The sequence below is a fragment of the Flavobacterium sp. genome, assembly GCF_043722275.1.
Taxonomy (GTDB): Bacteria; Bacteroidota; Bacteroidia; order Flavobacteriales; family Flavobacteriaceae; genus Flavobacterium.
The window spans coordinates 1-22,144 of sequence record NZ_JAYSPC010000002.1 but is presented as its reverse complement, the minus strand read 5'-3'; the positions used below and the strand labels follow the sequence as shown (position 1 = coordinate 22,144).

General features: G+C 31.2%; 17 protein-coding genes. 13 read left to right on the top strand and 4 right to left on the bottom strand.

The features are described 5' to 3' along the window. The first annotated feature begins 3 nt into the window (after positions 1 to 3). From ACHZDT_RS00095 to ACHZDT_RS00065, 7 genes are all read left to right on the top strand, one after another. Complete coding sequence (locus ACHZDT_RS00095; protein ID WP_394772622.1) at positions 4 to 1,155, top strand: formimidoylglutamase; 1,152 nt, start codon at positions 4 to 6, stop codon at positions 1,153 to 1,155. A 253-nt stretch (positions 1,156 to 1,408) separates the two neighbouring features. Beyond that, on the top strand, positions 1,409 to 2,818 hold the full coding sequence (gene gldK, locus ACHZDT_RS00090) for a gliding motility lipoprotein GldK (protein WP_055094854.1): 1,410 nt from the start codon (positions 1,409 to 1,411) through the stop codon (positions 2,816 to 2,818). Between the two features lie 58 nt (positions 2,819 to 2,876). Further along, positions 2,877 to 3,524 (top strand): gliding motility protein GldL, encoded by a 648-nt coding sequence (gldL, locus tag ACHZDT_RS00085; RefSeq protein ID WP_089481140.1) that lies wholly within the window; start codon positions 2,877 to 2,879, stop codon positions 3,522 to 3,524. Positions 3,525 to 3,576: 52 nt separating this feature from the next. Beyond that, positions 3,577 to 5,118 carry a gliding motility protein GldM gene (gldM, locus tag ACHZDT_RS00080; protein WP_394772621.1) on the top strand — a complete coding sequence of 514 codons (1,542 nt, stop codon included), beginning with the start codon at positions 3,577 to 3,579 and terminating at the stop codon, positions 5,116 to 5,118. Positions 5,119 to 5,163: 45 nt separating this feature from the next. Next, positions 5,164 to 6,153: a gliding motility protein GldN gene (gene gldN / locus ACHZDT_RS00075; protein WP_394772657.1), complete on the top strand. Its 990-nt coding sequence runs from the start codon at positions 5,164 to 5,166 to the stop codon at positions 6,151 to 6,153. A 391-nt stretch (positions 6,154 to 6,544) separates the two neighbouring features. Continuing rightward, positions 6,545 to 7,537, top strand: coding sequence for a gliding motility protein GldN (gldN, locus tag ACHZDT_RS00070; protein ID WP_394772620.1), 993 nt, complete (start codon positions 6,545 to 6,547; stop codon positions 7,535 to 7,537). A gap of 75 nt (positions 7,538 to 7,612) precedes the next feature. After that, positions 7,613 to 8,686: an NAD(P)/FAD-dependent oxidoreductase gene (locus tag ACHZDT_RS00065; RefSeq protein ID WP_394772619.1), complete on the top strand. Its 1,074-nt coding sequence runs from the start codon at positions 7,613 to 7,615 to the stop codon at positions 8,684 to 8,686. On the opposite strand, the gene ACHZDT_RS00060 is transcribed toward ACHZDT_RS00065, so the two are convergent. Further along, positions 8,667 to 9,050, bottom strand: a complete 384-nt coding sequence (locus ACHZDT_RS00060) for a DUF983 domain-containing protein (protein WP_394772618.1) — start codon at positions 9,048 to 9,050, stop codon at positions 8,667 to 8,669. The genes ACHZDT_RS00065 and ACHZDT_RS00060 overlap by 20 nt on opposite strands. Positions 9,051 to 9,124: 74 nt before the next feature. Between ACHZDT_RS00060 and ACHZDT_RS00055 the strand changes: the two genes are divergently transcribed. Next, on the top strand, positions 9,125 to 11,038 hold the full coding sequence (locus ACHZDT_RS00055) for an ABC-F family ATP-binding cassette domain-containing protein (RefSeq protein WP_394772617.1): 1,914 nt from the start codon (positions 9,125 to 9,127) through the stop codon (positions 11,036 to 11,038). A gap of 933 nt (positions 11,039 to 11,971) precedes the next feature. Here ACHZDT_RS00055 and ACHZDT_RS00050 read toward each other — a convergent pair. Continuing rightward, the gene (locus tag ACHZDT_RS00050) at positions 11,972 to 12,934 is read right to left on the bottom strand and encodes an App1 family protein (RefSeq protein ID WP_394772616.1); all 963 of its coding nucleotides are present in this window, start codon (positions 12,932 to 12,934) and stop codon (positions 11,972 to 11,974) included. A gap of 66 nt (positions 12,935 to 13,000) precedes the next feature. Here ACHZDT_RS00050 and ACHZDT_RS00045 point away from each other — a divergent pair, with 66 nt between their 5' ends. Continuing rightward, positions 13,001 to 13,870, top strand: coding sequence for a diacylglycerol/lipid kinase family protein (locus tag ACHZDT_RS00045; RefSeq protein WP_394772615.1), 870 nt, complete (start codon positions 13,001 to 13,003; stop codon positions 13,868 to 13,870). 370 nt (positions 13,871 to 14,240) lie between these two features. Here the strand turns inward: ACHZDT_RS00045 and ACHZDT_RS00040 are convergent, their stop codons facing one another. Further along, positions 14,241 to 15,386 carry a peptidogalycan biosysnthesis protein gene (locus tag ACHZDT_RS00040; protein ID WP_394772614.1) on the bottom strand — a complete coding sequence of 382 codons (1,146 nt, stop codon included), beginning with the start codon at positions 15,384 to 15,386 and terminating at the stop codon, positions 14,241 to 14,243. 117 nt (positions 15,387 to 15,503) lie between these two features. Further along, positions 15,504 to 15,896, bottom strand: a complete 393-nt coding sequence (locus ACHZDT_RS00035) for a DUF1761 domain-containing protein (RefSeq protein ID WP_394772656.1) — start codon at positions 15,894 to 15,896, stop codon at positions 15,504 to 15,506. Positions 15,897 to 16,242: 346 nt separating this feature from the next. Between ACHZDT_RS00035 and ACHZDT_RS00030 the strand changes: the two genes are divergently transcribed. The 4 genes from ACHZDT_RS00030 to ACHZDT_RS00015 all read left to right on the top strand — a co-directional run. Continuing rightward, the gene (locus ACHZDT_RS00030) at positions 16,243 to 16,548 is read left to right on the top strand and encodes a hypothetical protein (protein ID WP_394772613.1); all 306 of its coding nucleotides are present in this window, start codon (positions 16,243 to 16,245) and stop codon (positions 16,546 to 16,548) included. A 119-nt stretch (positions 16,549 to 16,667) separates the two neighbouring features. Continuing rightward, entirely contained in the window at positions 16,668 to 17,144 is a 477-nt protein-coding gene (locus ACHZDT_RS00025; RefSeq protein ID WP_394772612.1) for a GNAT family N-acetyltransferase, read from the top strand. A gap of 400 nt (positions 17,145 to 17,544) precedes the next feature. Continuing rightward, a complete protein-coding gene (locus ACHZDT_RS00020; protein ID WP_394772611.1) occupies positions 17,545 to 17,913 on the top strand; it encodes a hypothetical protein in 369 nt (122 codons plus the stop codon). Between the two features lie 1,027 nt (positions 17,914 to 18,940). Continuing rightward, positions 18,941 to 22,144, top strand: a 3,204-nt coding sequence (locus ACHZDT_RS00015; protein ID WP_394772610.1) for a hypothetical protein, incomplete at its 3' end; no start/stop codon positions are given.

The window sequence follows — 22,144 nt, the reverse complement described above, 5'->3', positions numbered from 1 at the left end:
TAAATGGAATTTGATTTTCTAGAACCAGTTAATGACGGAATTTTAAAATTCATTAGTTCATTGTCTTCACAAGAATTGGGTAGTAAAATAGTTTTGCATACCCAAGATCAGTTTCCTGATATAAATAAAATTACCTTTGCGATAATTGGTGTGCTAGAAGACCGCCGCAATAGCAACGGAATTAATGATGTTAATTTAAATGTCGTTCGCAAAAAATTATACGGCATGTTTCCGGGTAATTGGGATGCATCAATTGCTGATTTAGGAAATATTCTTGCGGGTGACTCTGTAGAGGATACCTACTTTGCTCTAAAAAAAGTAACATCTACTTTAATTAAGAATAAAGTGATTCCTATAGTTATAGGAGGTTCGCAGGATTTGACCTATGCATTGTATCGCGCATATGATGATTTAGAGCAAATGGTAAATATGGTTGCTGTAGATAATAAGTTTGATTTTGGTAAGGAAAATGAAACGGTTTCGGCTAATTCTTATCTAACTAAAATTATTATTGATGAGCCTAATAACCTTTTTAATTACTGTAATATAGGATATCAGACCTATTATAATTCGCAGGAAGAAATTGATTTGATCGAGAAATTATTCTTTGATGCTTATCGTTTGGGAGAAATTTCGAATAAAATTGCACTTGCTGAACCGGTTTTTAGAGATGCTGATTTGGTAAGTATAGATTTAAATTCGGTAAAATCATCAGTGTCAGGTAATATGATTACTTTTGAACCAAATGGTTTCAATGGAAAAGAAATATGTTCATTAGCAAGATATGCTGGAATTAGTGATAAAGTTTCCTGTTTTGGAATCTTTAATCATAATAGTACAGCGCCGGAAGCAGTTATTATTGCGCAGATAATTTGGTATTTTATTGAAGGATATCATTATCGATCAAAAGAATATCCGTTTGGTAGTCGGGCAACGTATTTAAAGTATATTGTTCCTCTTGAAGATGAAGAATTAATTTTCTATAAAAGTGACAAAACAGATCGTTGGTGGATCGAAATTCCATCTGAGTCAAATGGTCACAATAAATTGAAAAGAAATACGTTATTACCGTGTTCATATGACGAATATTTGAGCGCTTGTAACCAAGAACTGCCGGAAAGATGGTGGAAAGCACAACGAAAAAATGCTCTGTAGAGCAAAATTTTAGATAAAATTATAATTTCAAAAAAATAATTAAGAAAAATTAGTAAGAAAATAATTCTAAACAACGAAGTTTAACGTTTTACGTCGATTTTTTCTGTTAGTTTATCGATGAAATATTTTTTTTTTATTTTTTTTAACATTATTTTTGAGCGGTAAAATAAATTTCGCAACTAGTATTGTTTTTTAGATAAATAATAAATACGTTTACGGACTTATAATAATGAATAGATAATCCCAAATTTATATGAAGAAGTTTATTGCATTTGCAGCAATGTTAACACTGGTAATTGGCTGTGGTAAGTCAGGAGACAAAGGTGAGTTAGTTGGTGTTACAGGAGGCAAATGGCATCCTGAAAAGCCTTATGGAATGACATTAGTTCCAGGTGGATCTTTTATTATGGGTAAATCAGATGCTGATTTAGCTAATGTTGAAGATGCTCCAACTAAAACTGTAACGGTTCGTTCATTTTATATGGACGAAACAGAGATTACAAATAGTGAGTACCGTCAATTTGTAGAATGGGTAAAAGATTCTACAATGAGAGTACGTTTGGCTATTTTAGCTGACGAAACAGGGCAAAAACCTGCTGGTGATGCTAAAGGTAAAAAAGGTGGAAGCATCTCAGATTATGCATTTAATGATTCAGAGCCGGATAAAATGACGGCATATGATAAATACATGTATGATAACTACTATAGTGTAGGAACAAAAGATGATCCGTATGCTGGTAGAAAACTAAACAAAAAAGTTAAGTTAATTAAAGATACTAAAGCATACCCGGATGAGTATTATGCTGAAGTAATGGACTCTATGTATTTACCAATAGAAGAATCATATAATGGTTTGAGAACAATTGACGTAAATAAATTGAAATTCCGTTATTCTTGGATGGACATTCAGGCTGCTGCAAAAGCTAAAGTTGGAAAAAGAAAAGATTTCGTTAAAACTGAACAAGTTAGTGTGTATCCTGATACAACAGTTTGGATTAAAGATTTCGCTTACTCATATAATGAGCCAATGCATAATGATTATTTCTGGCACAAAGCTTACGGTGATTATCCTGTAGTTGGTGTGACTTGGAAACAAGCTAAAGCATTTTGTGCTTGGAGAACATTAAATAAAAACAGCTATATCAAATCTAAGAAAAAAGGACGTGATTTAGTAAATGCCTTCAGATTGCCAACAGAGGCAGAATGGGAGTATGCTGCAAGAGGTGGTCTGGAATCAGCTACATATCCTTGGGGTGGTCCTTATACTAAAAGTGACAGAGGTTGTTTCTTAGCAAACTTTAAACCAAGCAGAGGAGATTATGCTGCTGATGAAGCTTTGTATACTGTTGAAGCTAAATCATATGAAGTAAACGGTTACGGATTATACAACATGGCAGGAAACGTTTCAGAGTGGACAGATTCAGCTTATAATCCAAATGCTTACGAATATGTTTCAACAATGAATCCAAACGTAATCGACGGAAACAATCAAAGAAAAGTTGTTCGTGGAGGTTCTTGGAAAGATGTTGCTTACTTCCTACAAGTAAGTACTCGTGACCACGAATATGCAGATTCAGCAAGAAGTTATATTGGTTTCAGAACTGTACAAGATTACATGGGAACTCAAACAACAGGAAGCGGAAAAAAGAAAAGTAAATTATAATTAAATTCAAATAACCAAATCAAATCTATTTTAAATTAAAACCTAAACAAAAAGTATTATGGCATTATTAAGTAAAAAAGCAATGAATTTCGCTTATGGTATGGGAGCGGCAGTAGTAATCGTTGGAGCTCTATTCAAAATTACTCACTTTGAAATTGGACCATTAACAGGAACTGTGATGTTGTCAGTTGGTTTATTAACTGAGGCGTTAATCTTTGCTCTTTCTGCTTTCGAACCAGTTGAGGATGAATTAGACTGGACTCTTGTTTACCCGGAATTAGCTAACGGTCAGGCTAGAAAAAAAGCGGATAAAGTTGAAGCGCCATCTGATGCTCAAGGATTATTATCTCAAAAATTAGATGTAATGTTGAAAGAAGCTAAAATTGACGGAGAGTTAATGTCAAGCTTAGGAAACAGCATCAAAAATTTCGAAGGAGCTGCAAAAGCAATTTCTCCAACAGTAGATTCTATTGCAGGACAAAAGAAATATGCTGAAGAAATGTCATTAGCTGCTGCACAAATGGAATCATTAAACAGCTTATACAAAGTACAATTAGAAAGTGCTTCAAGAAACGCACAGGCAAATAGCGAAATCGCTGAAAATGCTTCTAAATTAAAAGAGCAAATGCAATCAATGACTGCAAACATTGCTTCTTTAAACAGTGTTTATGGTGGTATGCTTTCTGCAATGAGTAACAAAGGATAATTAGTTTTTGACTATTATATTAAATTTATTAATAAAGAACTAATTAGAAAAAATGGCAGGAGGAAAATTAACCCCTAGACAGAAGATGATTAACCTGATGTATCTGGTTTTCATCGCAATGTTAGCAATGAATGTATCAAAAGAAGTTATATCTGCTTTTGGTTTGATGAATGAAAAATTTGAAAGTGCAAATACTAGCTCATCAGAAACAAATACAAGTTTATTAACATCGTTAGATCAAAAAGCTGCTGAAGCAAAAGGAGAATTCGCAATTGCTGCAGTTACAGCTCATAAGATCGAAACAATTTCAAAAGAATTTTACGACTATATTGGGACTTTAAAAACTCAATCTATCAAAGGATTTGAAGTTGAAAAAGAAACTGGAAAACTTCCTTACGAGTCTATGGACAGAGGTGATAATATCGATGACTGGTTTACAGGAGACGGTTACACTAAAAAAGGAAAAGAAATTATTTCAAGAATTGAGAAATACAAATCAGATATTAAAGCTGCTTTAGGTACAGATAAAAAATATGCTGTTATTATTTCTGAGGTTGAGAAAAAATTTGATGTTTCTGACGTAAAAAACAAAGAAGGTATAAAAGAAAAATACTTAGAATATCACTTTAAAGGTTTTCCTGCAATTGCATCAGCTGCTAAACTTTCAGCTTGGCAAAATGACGTTAAGAAAACTGAAACAGATGTTTATAATAGTGCTTTAGGAAAAGCGGCTGTTGCTGCTGCTTCTTACAGTAATTATCAGGCAATTGTTGTTTTAGATAAAAATGCTTACTTCCAAGGAGAAAAAGTAACTGGTAAAGTAGTTTTAGGTCGTTATGACGAAAACACAAAACCAACTTCATTCCAAGGTCCTGGGCAAATCGTTAACGGACAAGCTGTTATCTCTTTAACTGCTGGAGGAGTAGGTGAACAAAATATTAATGGTCAATTTACATTCTTAGAAGACGGTAAAAACATTCCATTAAAATTTAAAGGAACTTACGTTGTAGTACCAAGACCAAACTCAGCTACTATTTCTGCTGATAAAATGAATGTTGTTTATAGAGGAGTTGTTAACCCAATCTCTGTATCATTCGCTGGTGTTGATGCAAACAAAATTAATGCAAGTGCTCCTGGATTATCTTCTGCTGGGAAACCAGGGAAATATAACATGAGCCCGGGTTCAGGTACAGAAGCTACAATTGCTGTTACAGGAACTTTACCAAACGGAGATAAAGTTACAGATAAGAAAACCTTCAGAATTAAAGGTATTCCTGGACCAACAGGTACAATTAGAGGAGAAATGGGTGTTGTTAAAGGACCTAAATCTAACTTAGAAATTGCTACTATTGGTGCTAAATTACTTGATTTTGATTTTGAAGTTGGTTTAGATGTTGTTGGATTTAATATGAAAATTGCCGGACAACCTACAGTTGTAGTTTCTGGTAACAGATTAAATGCACAATGTAAAACAGTTCTTGCAAGAGCTGGAAAAGGAGACCAGGTTACTATTTCTGAAATTAAAACTAAACTTGTTGGAGCTGGTAGTTATTTATTACCAAGAACTGCTCCGGTAATTTACGAAATACAATAATAAAGTAGGTAAAACTACAATTCAATATCTTATAATGATATCATGATGAAAGTAAGAAATTTTTTAATAGCTATTGTTTCTATCGCTGGAGGTCTTTCTTCTTATGCGCAATCTAATTTGCTAAATGCGAAAACACCTGCTCAGATAGGACTTAAAACTCCTGCGCAACTTATCTCAGATAATGATAAGCCTTTAGCTTATGGTTATGTGGATGATAGAGATATCTTGATGGGAAAAACTACTTGGGAGATCATTGATTTAAATGAAAAAATCAACTTTCCATTATACTTTCCTGTAGATACGGCTAATATTGGTTCTGACAGACGTTCATTATACGACGTTTTGACGAAAGCTGTTAAAAACGGCAAAATAACTGAAGTTTATAGCGACAGTTATTTCAATACTAAAAAATCTTTGAAAGATATTCAAGGTGCATTATCTCGTATTGATACTACTGACGCAGGTAGAGAATTGATCAACCAATACCCGGATGACTATAAAACACGTGTTGTGAAGAAAAAAGTTGTTACCGGTACTGGAAAAAAGAAAGTTGTTACTTATGTTGATGAAACAATTGGAGCAACAAGAACAGTTCCTGCAGAATATATCTTAAAACAAGATTTAACAGCTGCTGATGTTACACAATATAAAATAAAAGGATACTGGTATTTTGACAAACGTCAAAGTGAACTGAAATATCGTTTACTTGGAATTTGTCCTGTAACTCCGGATGTTTACACAATGAACAGTGACGAAAAAGATTATATTGAGTTATTCTGGGTTTTCTTCCCTAATTCTAGAGAGGCTTTGCATGACGCAAAAGCTTTTAACGATAGTAACTCAGCACTTCCTATCTCATTTGATCAGATATTAAATTCAAGACGTTTTAATGCGGTAGTCTATAAAGAAGAAAACTTGTACGGAGATCGTGAGATCAAAGATTACATGAAAGATAATGCACAAAACCAATTGTTAGAGTCTGAAAGAGTAAAAGAGAAGATTCGTAACTTCGAACAAGATATGTGGAACTACTAAGTATCTAAATTATATCAATATAGAAAACTCTTACTACATTTGTAGTAAGAGTTTTTTTATTTTTACACTATCTATTGTTAGAAATTCTGTATCTTAGATGATTCATTATGAGTATGATAGTGAATTATATTATAAGCCTAAAAAAATTTGTTAGCCACTATCTTTTAAAACAGGTTTGACAAATATTGTATCACTAGCTGTTTAATAAATGATAAATTAAACATTTAGAAATTCTTCACCACTATAGTAATTATTAATTAATTTAAATGAGAAGCTAGAAAATTAGTATAGACCTCATTTAGCATCTAGATTAAAATAACTTATTTTATGTAAGAAAAATAATAATAAACTAAATAAAGCTGCGTTATCTTTATTATAAAAACTATTTAAGATGAAAGGGAATTTTTTTTTAATGGTCATTGCACTTATTATTGTTGGAGGTTTTACTTCTAAAGCACAATCTAATTTGCTAAATGCAAAAACGGCAGATCAAATTGGTTTAAAGAGTGAAGCGCAGAAAATTTCTGATAATGATAAACCTCTAGCGTATGGTTATATTGATGATCGCGATGTTTTGATGGGGAAAACGGTATGGGAAATTATTGATTTAAATGAAAAAATTAATTTTCCATTATATTTTCCGGTAGATACGGCTAATATAGGTTCTGACAGACGTTCACTTTATGATGTTTTAACAAAGGGTATCAGAACAGGCAGAATAACTGAAGTATACAGTGATAGTTATTTTAATACAAAGAAATCATTGAAAGATATTCAGGGGGCATTATCTCGTGTTGATACAACAGATGCTGGTAGAGAATTGATCAACCAATATCCTGACGATTACAAAACCCGTGTAGTAAAGAAAAAAGTAATCACTGGTACCGGTAAAAAGAAAGTAGTTACTTATGTAGATGAAACCGTTGGGCCAACAAGAACGGTTCCAGCAGAATATATCCTGAAACAAGATTTAACTGCGGCAGATGTTACACAATACAAAATTAAAGGATACTGGTATTTTGACAAACGACAGAGCGATCTGAGATATCGTTTATTGGGAATTTGCCCTGTAACTCCGGATGTTTACACAATGAATAGCGACGAAAAAGATTATATTGAGTTGTTCTGGGTTTTTTTTCCAAATGCCCGAGAGGTATTACATGAAGGAAAAGCTTTTAACGATAAAAATTCGGCAACTCCAATTTCATTTGATCAAATCTTCAATTCAAGATATTTTAATTCAGTTATCTATAAAGAAGAAAATATGTATGGAGATCGTGAAATAAAAGATTACATAAAAGATAATGCGCAAAACCAGTTGTTAGAATCTGAAAGAGTAAAAGAGAAGATTCGGAATTTCGAGGAAGATATGTGGAACTACTAAGCGTCTAAATTACATTATAATAAAAAACTCTCACTACCTTTGTAGTAAGAGTTTTTTTTACTTTATTTTTTACACATGTTAGATTATTTAATTGTTGGATCTGGATTAGCCGGAATTTCTTTTGCAGAAGTTGCCCTTAAAAACAATAAAACTATTTTGGTTATTGATAATAAATCTCAAAATTCGTCCAGAGTTGCCGGAGGTTTATACAATCCTGTTATTTTAAAGCGTTTTAGCGAAGTTTGGAAAGCGCAGGAACAATTGCTTTTAATGAATGATTTCTACAATGAGATTGAAAATAAATTACAGACAAAGTTCAATTTTCAACTTCCTATTCTAAGAAAGTTCTTTTCAATTGAAGAACAGAATAATTGGTTCGCTGCTTCGGATAAAAAAAACTTGGCTCCATTTTTGTCGACTAAATTAATCACAAAAAAATATAATAGTATAGATTCTCCACACGATTATGGAGAAGTTTTGCATACAGGATATGTTGATACAGCTTTATTACTTGACAGTTATAAAGAATATCTACAGGATAATAACTTATTATTAGAAGAGTTTTTTGATAGCATTTATATTGAATTTTTCGATTTCGGAATTCAGTATAAAAATATCAAGGCGCGTCATATTATTTTTGCCGAAGGCTTTGGATTACATAAAAACCCTTTTTTCAATTATTTGCCATTAGATGGAACAAAAGGCGAATTGTTTATAATAAAGGCCCCTGATTTAAACTTAGATGTAATTGTCAATACAAGCGTTTTTATATTACCATTGGGCAATGATTTATTCAAAGTTGGCGCTACATATAACTGGCAGGACAAAACTGATTTACCTACTGAAGAAGGAAAACAGGAATTAATTGACAGAATTAAAGAAATTATTACGTGCGATTTTGAAATCGTGAAACATTTTGGCGGAGTTCGACCAACGGTTAAAGACAGAAGACCTTTGATTGGTACACATCATGAACGCAAATCAATTCATATCCTTAACGGATTAGGAACCCGTGGTGTTATGTTAGGTCCCGCAATGGCAAAAGCATTGTTTGATACTATTGAAAATGAGATTCCGCTCGATCGTGAAATTGACATTCAAAGATTTCATAAGAAATATCTAAAAACCCTTACTTTTGACCGGCCTTAGGATCATAAGAAACGAACATATTAATGTATAGATTTCTTGATAGTCGTAAAACAAATGGAAACAATAGGATTAATGAGATAACTATTGCCAAAAATGATTGTTCGATTGAAGCTTTAAAAAATACAAATGACACAATAAAAGCCGCAATTCCTACAGCTACATTTAATCCATAACTTACATACATTGCGCCATAAAAAAACGAAGGTTCGATTTGATATTTAAATCCGCAATGGCTGCAATGATCGTTCATTTTTAGAACTTTAGTCAAATGAAGAGGATTTTTGTCCGAATACATGCTTTCATTTTGACATTTTGGACAACTTCCTGTTAAAATACTATTTAGTTTCGATCCTTTTTTTAACATTTGCAAAAAATTAAATTACCCATTGATTTGGAAGTGTAAATTTACACAATCAATTAGTTATAAAATAACAATACATGCTTAATATACATAATTTATCGGTTTCTTTTGGAGGTTCATATTTATTCGAAGAAGTAACTTTTCGTTTAGGTGCAGGAGATCGGGTTGGACTTGTCGGGAAAAATGGTGCTGGAAAATCAACTATGCTTAAAATTCTGGCTGGAGATTTTAAACCGGACTCAGGACAAATTGCCACTGAGAAAGAAGTTCGAATGGGATTCTTGCGTCAGGATATCGATTTTGAGCAAGGAAGGACCGTTCTTGAAGAAGCTTATGAAGCGTTTACGGATATTAAGATTGTTGAGAAAAAATTAGCGCAAATTAATCATCAATTGGTTACCAGAACCGATTATGAGAGTGAAGAATACAGCCAAATCATCGAGGATTTATCTGATTATACACATCGTTTTGAACTTTTAGGAGGTTATAATTATGTAGGTGATACAGAGAAAATTCTTTTAGGATTAGGTTTTAAAAGAGAAGTTTTTGATAATCAGACTGAAACATTTTCAGGAGGTTGGAGAATGCGTATCGAATTAGCTAAATTATTATTGCAGGCAAATGATATTTTGCTTCTGGATGAGCCTACAAATCACCTTGATATCGAAAGTATTATTTGGTTAGAAAATTTCCTTCGTAATTATCCTGGCGTTGTGGTCATTGTATCGCACGATAAAATGTTTCTTGATAATGTTACCAATCGTACAATTGAAATTTCATTAGGAAAAGCCTACGATTTTAATAAGCCGTATTCTCAATATTTAGAATTGCGTCATGAAATTCGTGAGAAGCAATTGGCAACGCAAAAAAATCAGGCGAAGAAAATTGAAGAAACAGAAAAATTAATCGAAAAGTTCCGTGCAAAAGCTTCTAAAGCTTCAATGGCACAATCATTAATTAAAAAATTAGATAAAGTAGAACGAATTGAAGTTGATGAAGATGACAATTCGGTAATGAATATTTCTTTTCCAGTTTCAAAAGAACCGGGAAGAGTAGTTGTTGAAGCTGATCATGTTACTAAATCATACGGCGATAAAACGATTCTAAAAGACATTAACTTACTGGTAGAACGTGGAAGCAAGATTGCTTTTGTGGGGCAGAATGGGCAAGGAAAATCGACTTTTATAAAAGCGATTGTTGACGAATTTGAATATGAAGGAAGCATCAAACTTGGACACAATGTACAATTAGGATATTTTGCTCAAAATCAGGCCGAATATCTTGATGGTGAAATTACTTTGTTGCAAACGATGGAAGATGCCGCAATGGACACCAACCGCTCAAAAGTTCGTGACATGTTAGGTTCATTTTTATTTCGTGGCGATGATGTTGAGAAAAAAGTAAAAGTTCTTTCTGGAGGAGAGCGTAATCGTTTAGCGCTTTGTAAATTGCTTTTACAGCCCATAAATGTATTATTGATGGATGAGCCTACAAATCACTTAGATATTAAATCTAAGAACGTTTTAAAGGCCGCTCTTCAAAAATTTGGAGGAACTTTATTATTGGTATCTCACGATAGAGATTTTCTTCAGGGAATGTCGAATATTGTTTACGAATTTAAAGATCAAAAAATAAAAGAATATTTAGGAGATATCAACTATTTCCTAGAACAACGCAATCTTGAAAACATGCGTGAAGTCGAGAAAAAAGACGTTGCAAAAGCCGCTGCTCCTAAAGAAAGCAATAAAACTTCTTACGAAGATCAGAAAAAAGGAAAAGCATTACAAAATAAATTGAGCAAAGTTGAAAGTCAAATCAAACAATTAGAAAGAGACATTCAGCACGATGACAAATTGTTGGCTTCAAGTTATGACAAACATATTGAAGACGCTTCTTTTTTTACTGCATACAAAAAAAAGAAAAAAGATTTAGACCAATTGCTTCTGGACTGGGAAATTGTTCAGGAAGAGATTGATAATTTTACAGTTTAATATTTGAATTAGGAGCTATTCCAGCTTTCCGTTTCAAGTCCTCACAAAAAAAATGCATTTCTAATGTTGCAAAAAGTGCTTCTTTCAGTCGCTTTTTTTCAACAGGAAATGCATTTTTCGTTTCTCCGAAACTCTTAAAAATTCCGAAGGAATAATTTATTTTGTAGCGAGGGATTTTAATCCCTTGAACACAGAGTAACCCCAATATTTGTAATCCCCAATTAGAACTTTACGAAGTAACTCCGTAAAGTTCGACGGCAAACAAAAGACCACTTTGCCAATTTTGATTGCGTAAGATGGATTAAAATCCATCCCTACAATATCTTCGTTTCTCCGAAACTCTTAAAAATTCCGAAGGAATAATTTATTTTGTAGCGAGGGATTTTAATCCCTTGAACACAAAGTCATCCCCAATATTATTAATCCCGAACGAGTTTTTCCGCAAGTAAAGTTGGACGGCAAAGAAAAGACCGCTTTGCCAATTTTGATTGCGTAAGATGGATTAAAATCCATCCCTACAATATCTTTCGTTTCTCTGAAACTCTTAAAAATTCCGAAGGAATAATTTATTTTGTAGCGAGGGATTTTAATCCCTTGACACAGAGTCATCCCGAACGAGGATTTGGACGGCAAAGAAAAGACCGCTTTGCCAATTGTGATTGCGTAAGATGGATTAAAATCCATCCCTACAATATCTTCGTTTCTCCGAAACTTTAAAAAAATTCCGTAGGAATAATTTATTTTGTAGCGAGGGATTTTAATCCCTTGAACACAAAGTAACCCCAATATTTATCATCCCGGTTTCTCCCTTCGGTCGAAATGAACAAAAACAAGCACAAACAAATACAAACAGAAACAAAGCAAAAACAAAACCAGCGTAAATCCGTTAAACCCGTATAATCCGTGCGCCATTTAAACCCATTCCAAAAAAAACTACATAATAATCCCAATAGATTTTGAATGCATAATAGCTTCGCTGCTATTTTTATAATAGCAAACCGAAACATCTAGATTTTCCAGGTTTTTCATGATAGTTTTGGTAGCTTCTTTTTGGTGTTTTCCAGTTTGCCTGATATAAACCGCTATTACCGTCACTGGAAATATTTTGCAGATTCGTTCATATAAAATAGGATCGTGTTGTGAATCATCGCCTAATAAAACATACTTAAGATTTGGATAAAATTCTAAAACGTGCTTTATTTTATCAAATTTATGATCGTGATTTCCGCGTCCGCTCATGAAAAAATCAGTGATTCCTCTTTTGATATCCTTCAGTAAAATTACCGCTCTTGGGAGATTATGGATTTTAGTAAATTTTACAATAAATCGGTATAAATTCCATTCGCTGCTGGAAACATAAAAAAATGCATTTTCCTCTTCCTTATTGTTTCGTCCTGCTGAACTCAAAGCCTGATAATGAGGAACAACATCTGTAAATACCTTACGATCATTTACATTTTTAAACAAAAGAATATATATTTTTTTAAAGAAATTTTGAGTGTGGGAAATCAAAAAAGTATCATCGATATCAGATATAATTCCCAGTTTTCCTTTGTGAGGTCTAATAAAACTACCTTTTTCGGTAATGGTTTCTGTGCCATCTTTAAGACTGACTTCATACGGCATCCATCCAAAAGAAGTTTCTTCGTCAAGCGGAATACAAAATTTAAAATATCCATCATCCAGAGTTTTAGTTCGGATTTCCTGATTGCCGCATTTTAGGTAAATCTCATAATTTTTAATAGTTTTTATCCTGTACTGATTAATAATCGAAGTAGCATTTTTAAAGTTTTTCTTCTGAAAATCATAATCATACGTTCTTTTAAAAACATGTCCCATCACAATTAATTCTTCTTGATTGGCGTAACCTCGATATAATTGTAAAATTGGTTTCATTAATTGCGTATATTTATATATAGATGCTGTAAATTAATTATTTTAATTGACTTTAAAAATAAAATCGTGAAAAAGAATATCATATTTGTTGTAAACCCTATTTCCGGAGACCTTGATAAATCAGATTTGATTGAGGCAGTGGAAGAGTTTGCAACTACAAATCATTTTGATCTGAAAGTTTTTGAAACTACGGGAAAAAGTGATCAAAAAGAAATACAATCACTTTACAATCAATATTTACCGGAACGTATTGTTGTTGCGGGTGGTGACGGAACCATTAAAATGGTTGCCGAAGCCGTTGAACAATTTGATGTGATAATTGGCATTTTGCCCGCTGGATCAGCAAATGGTTTATCCGTCGATTTGAACTTGCCCAATACAATTGAAGAAAATTTAAAAATTGCTTTTTTACATCATTATATCGATATGGATATGATTTGTATCAACGGTAAAAAAAGTATTCATTTAAGCGATATTGGCATTAATGCAGACTTGGTTAAAAATTATGAAGAAAGTAATCTAAGAGGTTTTTGGGGTTATGCTTTACAGGCATATACAACTTTAGTTGATGCTACAGAACCATTTGTGGCGACAATTAAAACAAAAAAAGAAACCGTTGAACATACTGCAAGAATGATTGTTATTGCTAATTCTCAAAAATACGGAACCGGCGTTACCATCAATCCGCATGGAGCGATGAATGACGGAAGATTTGAGTTGGTGATTCTAAAAAGCCTCGATATATTATTGCTTGGAAAAATTATTACCGGAAATATGCCAATTGATTCTGATGATATCGTGATTATTTCGACAGATAAAGCCGAGATTACAACCAATTATCCAGTGAATTTTCAAATTGACGGAGAATATTGCGGCGCTCAAAGTTCGTTAGAAATTCATATTCTGCACAAACAAATGAAGATTGCGATTCCTTAAATAGGAAGTTTGACAAAAAATTACGTTCAAAGTTGGTTCGCATTTTTGTCATCCCGAGGAACGAGGGATCTGGGTAAGTAGCTCAACAATTTATAAAAATTACTTTGTGTTAGTTTCTTGCGGAGATCCCTCGTTCCTCGGGATGACAATATTGGGTTACGATTGCGAATGATGGATTAAAATCCATCCCTACAATATATCTTGTTCCTATGGAACTTCTTGAAAAAAATTTCAGAGGAAGATTTATATTTCAACGGATTTTAATCCGTTGAAACGAATAAAAATTAGTGTTTTTTATAGAAATCGGGATGACAATGATTGTGGTATTTGTGTGGTATAATTTTTAAATAATTATGGGGGTGCTATTTAATTATTTAAAAGGATTTCGTTCCTGCCAATCGGTTTTGGGTTCGAGATAATTGAATAGTTTGGCAATATTATGATTAATTAAAGCATTGCTGTGCGTAATTAATCCGTACATTTTTACTGGTTTTGCACCAACGGAACTTTTGATTTCGAGTGCAGTTCTGGCAAAAACAATTTCTGTAAAACCTTGATTGATAGAATACGCAATCATGTCGTACAACATATTTAAGTATAGCATTTTTTCACGCTGAATGGTTTCGTCATAACCTAAAAAGTACGTATCCATTACAGTTCCGTTTTTGATTAAAGTGTTGAAACCTATTAGTTTTTCTTCTAAAAAATAACCGTAGAATAAAAAATCATCTTTCATGATTTCCTTAAAAAAACTAAAATGATTTCGGGCTAAGAAAAAAGTATTGAAGGGCGCATTTTTAGCCACATGAAAATACAAATCATAAATAACATCTTCGTATTTTTTTATGTCAGATAAAGACATTTTTTTCTTCTCGATTCCGTCTGCTTTTTTACGGGCGCGTTTGTATTGATCCCGATATTTTTTTGATAAAGCATCAATATAATCCTGCTCGGTTTTCCAATTTGTATTGATTTCAAAAATCATATTGGGCTGCGTCGAAAACGTATAATTATTTTTGAATTCAGCTTTTAATGGTTCAATTTCGCTTTCGGTAAAATCTTTTATACTAGTTATATGAACTTTTCTACCGCTGTCTTTCAAATCCTTTTTAAGCTGTTTTATTGCTTTATGAAGTGTTTTGATTGCTTTGGATTCTTTTGCATCTTCATGAAAAATAAAAGCATTTTGTCCCGTAAGCATATTATTGCCAACGAATAATACATGCGAAGCAAAATTTTTGAAAGCAAAATTACGTACCGAAGTTTTTAAACACTGATCGCGATCTCCAAAAGATTCCAGTTTTTCGGCAAATAAAAATTGCGTTAAAACAATCCCGATAAGCTTTTCTTCATTGAAAATTGCAATAAAATTACAAATCATATTTACCGGACAAGAGTTTTCCAGCACTTCGAGATATTCTTTCGTCAAAAAAATATTATTTACAGCCAGCGAATTCCATTCCTGAGGTAATAATGACGCGCTATTGTAAATTTGAAAAGAGTAAGTTGTATTCAAAAGAGTCAGCTAATTTTTTCAAAATTAGGTAATATTTATAATAACTCAGTTTGTTTAAGTTATTATTAAGAAAAACCCATTTAAATTTTGAATTCAAATGGGTTTCTGTTTTTGTGTTTATACATATGCGCAGATGATTCCGCCCATTAAAGTAAGCGTCACAATCCAATATCCGGCATGAATAAAGATGTATCTCCATGATTTTCTTTCGAATAAACCATTCACTCCAATAATAGGAAAAGCAAAGAATAATCCGGACATAAAACCATGTAATGCGCCGTGTTTAAAGGTTCTGTAAGCTTGTCCATAATCTGTCATAAATGCTTTAAATGACGGTTTTGCGCTATCTATTAACGGCGGTCCGCCAACCATGCCAATTGCACCAGATTGATGTACGGTTAACGACATCAGCGTAAGCGTGATCATTAAGGAGAAAATATACGTAAGCCCAAATATTTTAAGCATACTTCCGGTTTTAAACTGTTCTTGTGTGAGATTGCTTTCCCGCATCCAGATTGTTCCAAACACTTTTGGGTTGTACCAAAACCAACAAATAGTGTAACAAATGCTGATAAAACTAAAGCAAGAGGGTTCATGTTCATAATATTAGGTTTTTATGATTAGTTGATCAAATTTAAGTAAAAAATTACAAGTTTGATAGTTTGAGAAATGGGAATGTAAAACATAAATTCTTTCGGTTTTTAAGCTTTGAAATTATTGATATTTTGTTAGATAAAAATTATATATAATTTTTGATAGTATTTTTTAGCAATTTGCTTTTTTTTCATAACTTTAATTCTTCAATTTGCATTCGAAATAAAATAAAATATATTCTAACCTTTTTAATTATAAAATTATGGTAGTACAATATCAAGGTGAACAACACGGAAAATCTAAAACATTTACAATTCGAGTAATAGGTAATAATTTGTCTAAAAGCAGTTCAAATTACCAAATTGATTTATTAGAAGATGATAAGCAATTGCCATTATTTACAACGGCAATTCATCAGAGTTTATCAAATTGCCTGAAAGAAATTTATTTGTTCAGAAAACATAACGGAATACAATTCAACGCATCTTCAGAGAAAATTGCGCCGCTTTTAGTACCTTATGATTTGGTTTTATTCAATTATAATAAAGGAGCTTTATTTTTGGCTTAAGCCAAAATTTACTATCACGATATATAAGACTGTTCCTTTTGGAGTGGTCTTTTTTGTTTTTATTAATGTGGATTTTCTGCATTTTAAATTTATGACAAAGGATTTTAAATACATTAGATATGAATATAGAGATAAAAAATATCACGACCAGAAGCGCCACAAATAATGATTTGCCACAACTTACTCAATTTTTAGAGGAATTAGTTGAAGCAGAACGACCTTTTGATCCCACATTAATTGATGGAAAAATAGTGTATTATGACATTCAGGAACTTATTTTAGATAAGAAAACAGAAGTTCTGGTTGCCGAATATGATAATAAAGTTATTGGTTGTGGATATGGGCAAATCCGGGCGGGAAAGGTTTACGAAAAGCATAAATTCTTTGGATATCTGGGTTTTATTTTTGTGAAACCGGAATTTAGAGGAAACGGAATTAGCCATTTGTTAATTAAAGATCTAAAAAACTGGGTTTTATCTAAAGGAATTACCGAAGTTAGGCTTGAAGTTTACCACGAACACGAAGCGGCAATAAAAGCATATGAAAAGGAGGGTTTCAAAAAATTGCTTACCACACTGCGTTGCGATATTGGTTAAATTCTTTCTTCTGATTAATCTATTTTTTCTATAATATCAGAATTATATTTTTCTAAATAATTCTGATATTTCTACATTCAAAGCCTTACTGATTCGGATAAGCTTGTCGATTCCCATAATTTGTTTGCCAGACATATATCGTCAACGCTTCAACATCTAAATCTGAATCGTGAGCTATATATCTTACTTTTAGATTTTTTTCTTTTATAATTTCCTTTTTATAATTTCCAATTATCTTAACAGATTCCGATATTTCAGTTTTTCTCATTCTTACTTATTACAGAGTTGAAAATTATAATTAAGTAATCAAGAAAACAGGAACGTATATGTCCAGTCATATATGTTCCTGTTTTGTGGTAAAAATTTTCTGAACTATGCAGAAAAAAATAAATCTTACATTATGGAAACGAATGAAACTAAAAAATTAGAGAATCTTAAAAAAATAATAGAAAAGTATTTCAACACTTTAAACTCGGATAATAATACATCAGAATTTTATACGGCTCAAATTAAAATCAATTATTATGAGCTTGGTTGTGTGATTACAAATATGCTAAAAATGTGCATTTTAACATTAGAGAATGAAGGTCATATAAAGTCAAGCACAAACAAAAATCCTGTAAATGTTTCGCTAATTTTAGAAATGGTCCTTGAAATGTTTCCTTTAAATGAATTTGAATTTTTAGGTGAAATTAATGAAATGGTTGTTGGGGATTTTGAAGGTTGTTTTAGAAAAAGATTTTTTGTAAAAAACTCTGGATTTCTTTAAAGCTTGTCTTAGTAGAGGAAAACATTCAAATATCTAATTAGTTTTTGAAGATTTAATATTTATAGGAAAGATGCTTTTGACTTTTTTAAATATAACCTTCAAACTTTTTTCCTAAATTTTTTCAATCTTATGGATTCGTTTAATTTTGATTTCCAGAAAACTTCCTGCTTGAATTCAAATTTTTTATAATCTTAACATTCTTCATAAAAACAAGGACCTGTTATTCCAAGTTCGTGATAAATGGAAAAAATTATCTCTATTATACCTCCAAATTAAACAATATTTTCTTTGAAGATGTTACATATGATTCCGACTGTCTTTATGTATTAAAGTTATATTAGTTTTTTAGTAGAACTTCTTGCTAATTTATCATATTTTAATGATTATCAAAATAACAAAACGTAATATGAATTTTAAAAGATATGCCTTAGATGTTAGTTTTCTATAAATCATAATCACAGTTCAAAAAAACAATCTAAATTTTTGTCAGAAAGATAAGTGGTAAATATTTGTTAATTAAATATTATTGTTATAATCTTGTGTGATGTTTCCTCATCGATATATAAAATTTCATTACATAGTTATGTCAGTAAAAGATTATCTGCAATTTTATTCTTTCTATATTTTATTAGTTTTTCTAAAATATCTTTTAAAGTTCTCAAACTTTTGAATACACCGTTATATGATCAAATTCCTATTGGTCATTATTGGAATACCAAATATTTCAATAGTACTATATACTTTGAAATCTATTAAGAGATACACTAACTTCACGATTTACTGTAATGCTATAAGATTATTTGAAGCAATCTGTGAGAAAAAATAAAAAACAAAAAATAAAAATGAAGCAAAATAGTTCTTTTGATGCATATTTATGCAAGTATTAAAAATTAGCTTTTAGTTTATGGGAGATTAGATATAAACGGGAGTACATGATTTCCGAGAATATTAGTTATGCATAATTTAGGCATTAGCCTATAGAAGATTTGCATTATCGAAAGTAATTTTAAAAAAAAGGTTAAACAAAATGAAAAAAATAAAAATATTAATATCTTTTGTATTATTTAGTACTATTGTACATGGCCAAAACAGTAATGCATATTTACCAAAAATAAATCCTTCTTCTCCAGAAACATATAAATTTAATCAATTTGTAGATACTCCTGTAGGATATAATACTGGAATGCCTAATATTGACATTAATTTAGGAGAAATCAATATTGATGGTGTTTCTGTCCCTATTTCATTAAGTTATCATTCAGATGGTATAAAAGTTGATGAAAAAGCAACATGGGTAGGACTAGGTTGGAGTTTAAATGCAGGATACAAAGTATCTCGAAAAGAAAATGGTATTCCTGATGAGAGCCGTTTGTTTTTTCAACTTGATTCAAACTCACTAACTTCAATACAAGGAATTAAAAATTTTTCTGACAATAATGCTGGAAAGCCATCAAGTTTAGAAACCTTATCTTATGAATTAAAAAAAGAGGACACTAACTCTGATTACCGTCCTGATGAATTTAATTATTCAACGGCTAATTCAAGTGCTAAATTTTTGTTTTCGCAAGTAAAACAAAAATTTATTAGTTTTCCTTCAAATATGGATAAAATTCAAGTGGACTATCAATCAAATAAAATTAATAATATTAAAATTACAGATGATAGTGGCATTAAATATTTTTATGGAATGGATTCAAATGCAAAAGAAAGAACAAATCCACTAATTCATAATTTTTATAATTCTTGGAATATAAGCAAAATTGAAAACATTAAAAACCAATTAATTTCTTTTTCATATAACTTATATAGCTTAAAGAACTACGAAAGACCAGTAGTTTACATGGAAAACTTTTCAACGACAACAAGCAATGATCAATTAATCAATTTAGAATCAAGTTATATTTCTGAGATAACGTATTCAGAAGGTAAAATAGAATTTATTGCTGAGACAAATAGACAGGATTTAAAACAATTTCCTAAATTGCATTCTATTATTTTTAGAAATAGCGCTAACCAAGTTCTTAAAACGATAATCTTTAATTATTCTTATTTTGTAAATAATTTGGCAAATATTTCAAGTGATAATTTTACTGAAAACAGTGGGAAAAGGTTAAAATTGGATAGTATTGATATATTTAACAATATAAATACAGAAAAGCAGTCATATTCTTTTTCTTATTATGATGCTAATATTCCAGATCGATTAAATGGCGGTAGTGATTTTTGGGGTTACTACAATGGGACTATTCAAAGTGGTGGTGTCCCTTCTCGTGTAAAATATTCTACCAATATCACGACTGGTCAAGAAAACCCTAATATTATGGACGGCTATTATTTGGGAGCTAATAAAAATACTAATACTCAAACTTTTAATACTTTTTTATTAAAAAGCATTACCTATCCAACTGGTGGAAAACAAGAATATGTATATGAAAACAATTTTGGAAAACTTTCTAACAATACCGATCAAACATTTTTTTGTTTAGCAAACAAATATTTACCTGTAAATCAAACGTTGCAAAATTATAATAGTAATATTTATGGACTTTTTAGTCAAAGTTATACTGATGGCATTTACTTTGGATACCCTCAGCCTTCAGAAATAGTTACTCTAAATCAATACGAGAAAAAGTATATTTTTAGAACTAGCTTTCCAATTAATAGCACAAATGTAAAGAGTATAGGTTTGTTATATACAAATAGTCAGTCTCATAATTTTGATAAAACAGCACTTGGAATAACAAATGCTAGCCAATTAAACATGGGTGTTGAACAAAAAAAATATTTAATTAAAAATGGGGTAAAAACTCTCTTGCCTGGCTCTGGGGCTATGAGTACAAGTATACTTAATAATGAAAAATATATTTCGTATTATGCTTCAAACTTATTGAATGATAATTATGATACTTTTGAAATTGAAATTTCATTTACTTATAATAAATTATTGACTCCGCAGCTTAATAATAGACCTTTTAATTTTAACTATAATGTAGATGATGTTAAAAGAGACTTTAATCAGTTATATAATAATAATGTTTATTTAATAGGTGGAGCAAGAATTAAAGAAATAGATATAAGTGACAAAAATTCTATAGTCAAAAAAAGAGTTTATAAATATTCAGATGATTTTTCAGAAAGTGGTTTAGCGTATTTTGTACCATCTTTTTCACAAAGAAGAGTGAAATTTGATCGTTATGTTGATAATCAATGTGGGATACCATGTGGAATGAATAATAGAATCTACTGGTCCTATAGTTCAGATGGCGTCTATAATACATCCAATGGGAGTAATGTTGCTTATCAATATATAGAGGAGCAGATTTATGGTAATACTAATTCTTATTTGGGGAAAACGGTTTATGAATATTATTCCTCCATACTATCAAGTGATAGTAATTACACTTCATTTAATGCAAATCCTTATTCGTTTATAAATACTTTCGACTGGGTTAATAAATCATTAAAGTTAAAGAAAATTTATAATTCATCAGATTCCATAAATCCTTTAATCAAAGAGGAATATGAATACTTTTTTAATAGGCCCAATATAACAGAAAGCGTAGATGAAGTAAGAAATGATTTGGCAATTAATGATATTTATATTTCCCTTGGCGATGATTGCCTATATTCTATATTTTATACTTATAATTATGGTCTTAAAAAATTGCCATTTTTTAGGCACTTTTTAGGATTTAGTTTACCTAAAACAAAAAAAATAACAGAATTCTTTAATGGGTCTGCAATAATAAATACTACTACTTTTAATTATAATTTTAATGGAGATTTATTATTATTATTAAATGAATCGACATCTAATTCTAAAAATGAAAATATAGAAAAAAAGTATTATTATTCAGTTGACTCTACAGATCCTGTAAATTCCAATTTAGTTACTGCTAATAGGATTTCAAAACCAATAGATATTGAAACTTATAGAAATGGATCAAAGTTAACTGAGAGTAAGACAATTTATGTTAATGATGCCACAACGGGAGGGCTAGTATTGCCTAAGTATGAGTATATAGCTAAATTTCCTAATAATTTACCGAATATTGCTAATATTGGAACTTTAGAAAATAAAATAACATACAATCAATATGACACCTCTGGTAATATTTTGCAATATACGCCTGAAAACGGTACACCTGTAACGATTATCTGGGGATATAATAAAGCCTTACCGATAGCCAAGATAGAAAATGCAACAAATGGGCAGGTAGCAGTTGCCTTA

Coding starts and splice junctions, on each gene's coding strand:
- ACHZDT_RS00020 (WP_394772611.1), top strand. CDS start 17,545: ATGGAAACGAATGAAACTAAAAAATTAGAGAATCTTAAAAAAATAATA.
- ACHZDT_RS00030 (WP_394772613.1), top strand. CDS start 16,243: ATGGTAGTACAATATCAAGGTGAACAACACGGAAAATCTAAAACATTT.
- gldL (WP_089481140.1), top strand. CDS start 2,877: ATGGCATTATTAAGTAAAAAAGCAATGAATTTCGCTTATGGTATGGGA.
- ACHZDT_RS00035 (WP_394772656.1), bottom strand. CDS start 15,896: ATGCGGGAAAGCAATCTCACACAAGAACAGTTTAAAACCGGAAGTATG.
- ACHZDT_RS00065 (WP_394772619.1), top strand. CDS start 7,613: ATGTTAGATTATTTAATTGTTGGATCTGGATTAGCCGGAATTTCTTTT.
- gldK (WP_055094854.1), top strand. CDS start 1,409: ATGAAGAAGTTTATTGCATTTGCAGCAATGTTAACACTGGTAATTGGC.
- ACHZDT_RS00060 (WP_394772618.1), bottom strand. CDS start 9,050: ATGTTAAAAAAAGGATCGAAACTAAATAGTATTTTAACAGGAAGTTGT.
- ACHZDT_RS00050 (WP_394772616.1), bottom strand. CDS start 12,934: ATGAAACCAATTTTACAATTATATCGAGGTTACGCCAATCAAGAAGAA.
- gldN (WP_394772620.1), top strand. CDS start 6,545: ATGAAAGGGAATTTTTTTTTAATGGTCATTGCACTTATTATTGTTGGA.
- gldM (WP_394772621.1), top strand. CDS start 3,577: ATGGCAGGAGGAAAATTAACCCCTAGACAGAAGATGATTAACCTGATG.
- ACHZDT_RS00055 (WP_394772617.1), top strand. CDS start 9,125: ATGCTTAATATACATAATTTATCGGTTTCTTTTGGAGGTTCATATTTA.
- gldN (WP_394772657.1), top strand. CDS start 5,164: ATGAAAGTAAGAAATTTTTTAATAGCTATTGTTTCTATCGCTGGAGGT.
- ACHZDT_RS00095 (WP_394772622.1), top strand. CDS start 4: ATGGAATTTGATTTTCTAGAACCAGTTAATGACGGAATTTTAAAATTC.
- ACHZDT_RS00025 (WP_394772612.1), top strand. CDS start 16,668: ATGAATATAGAGATAAAAAATATCACGACCAGAAGCGCCACAAATAAT.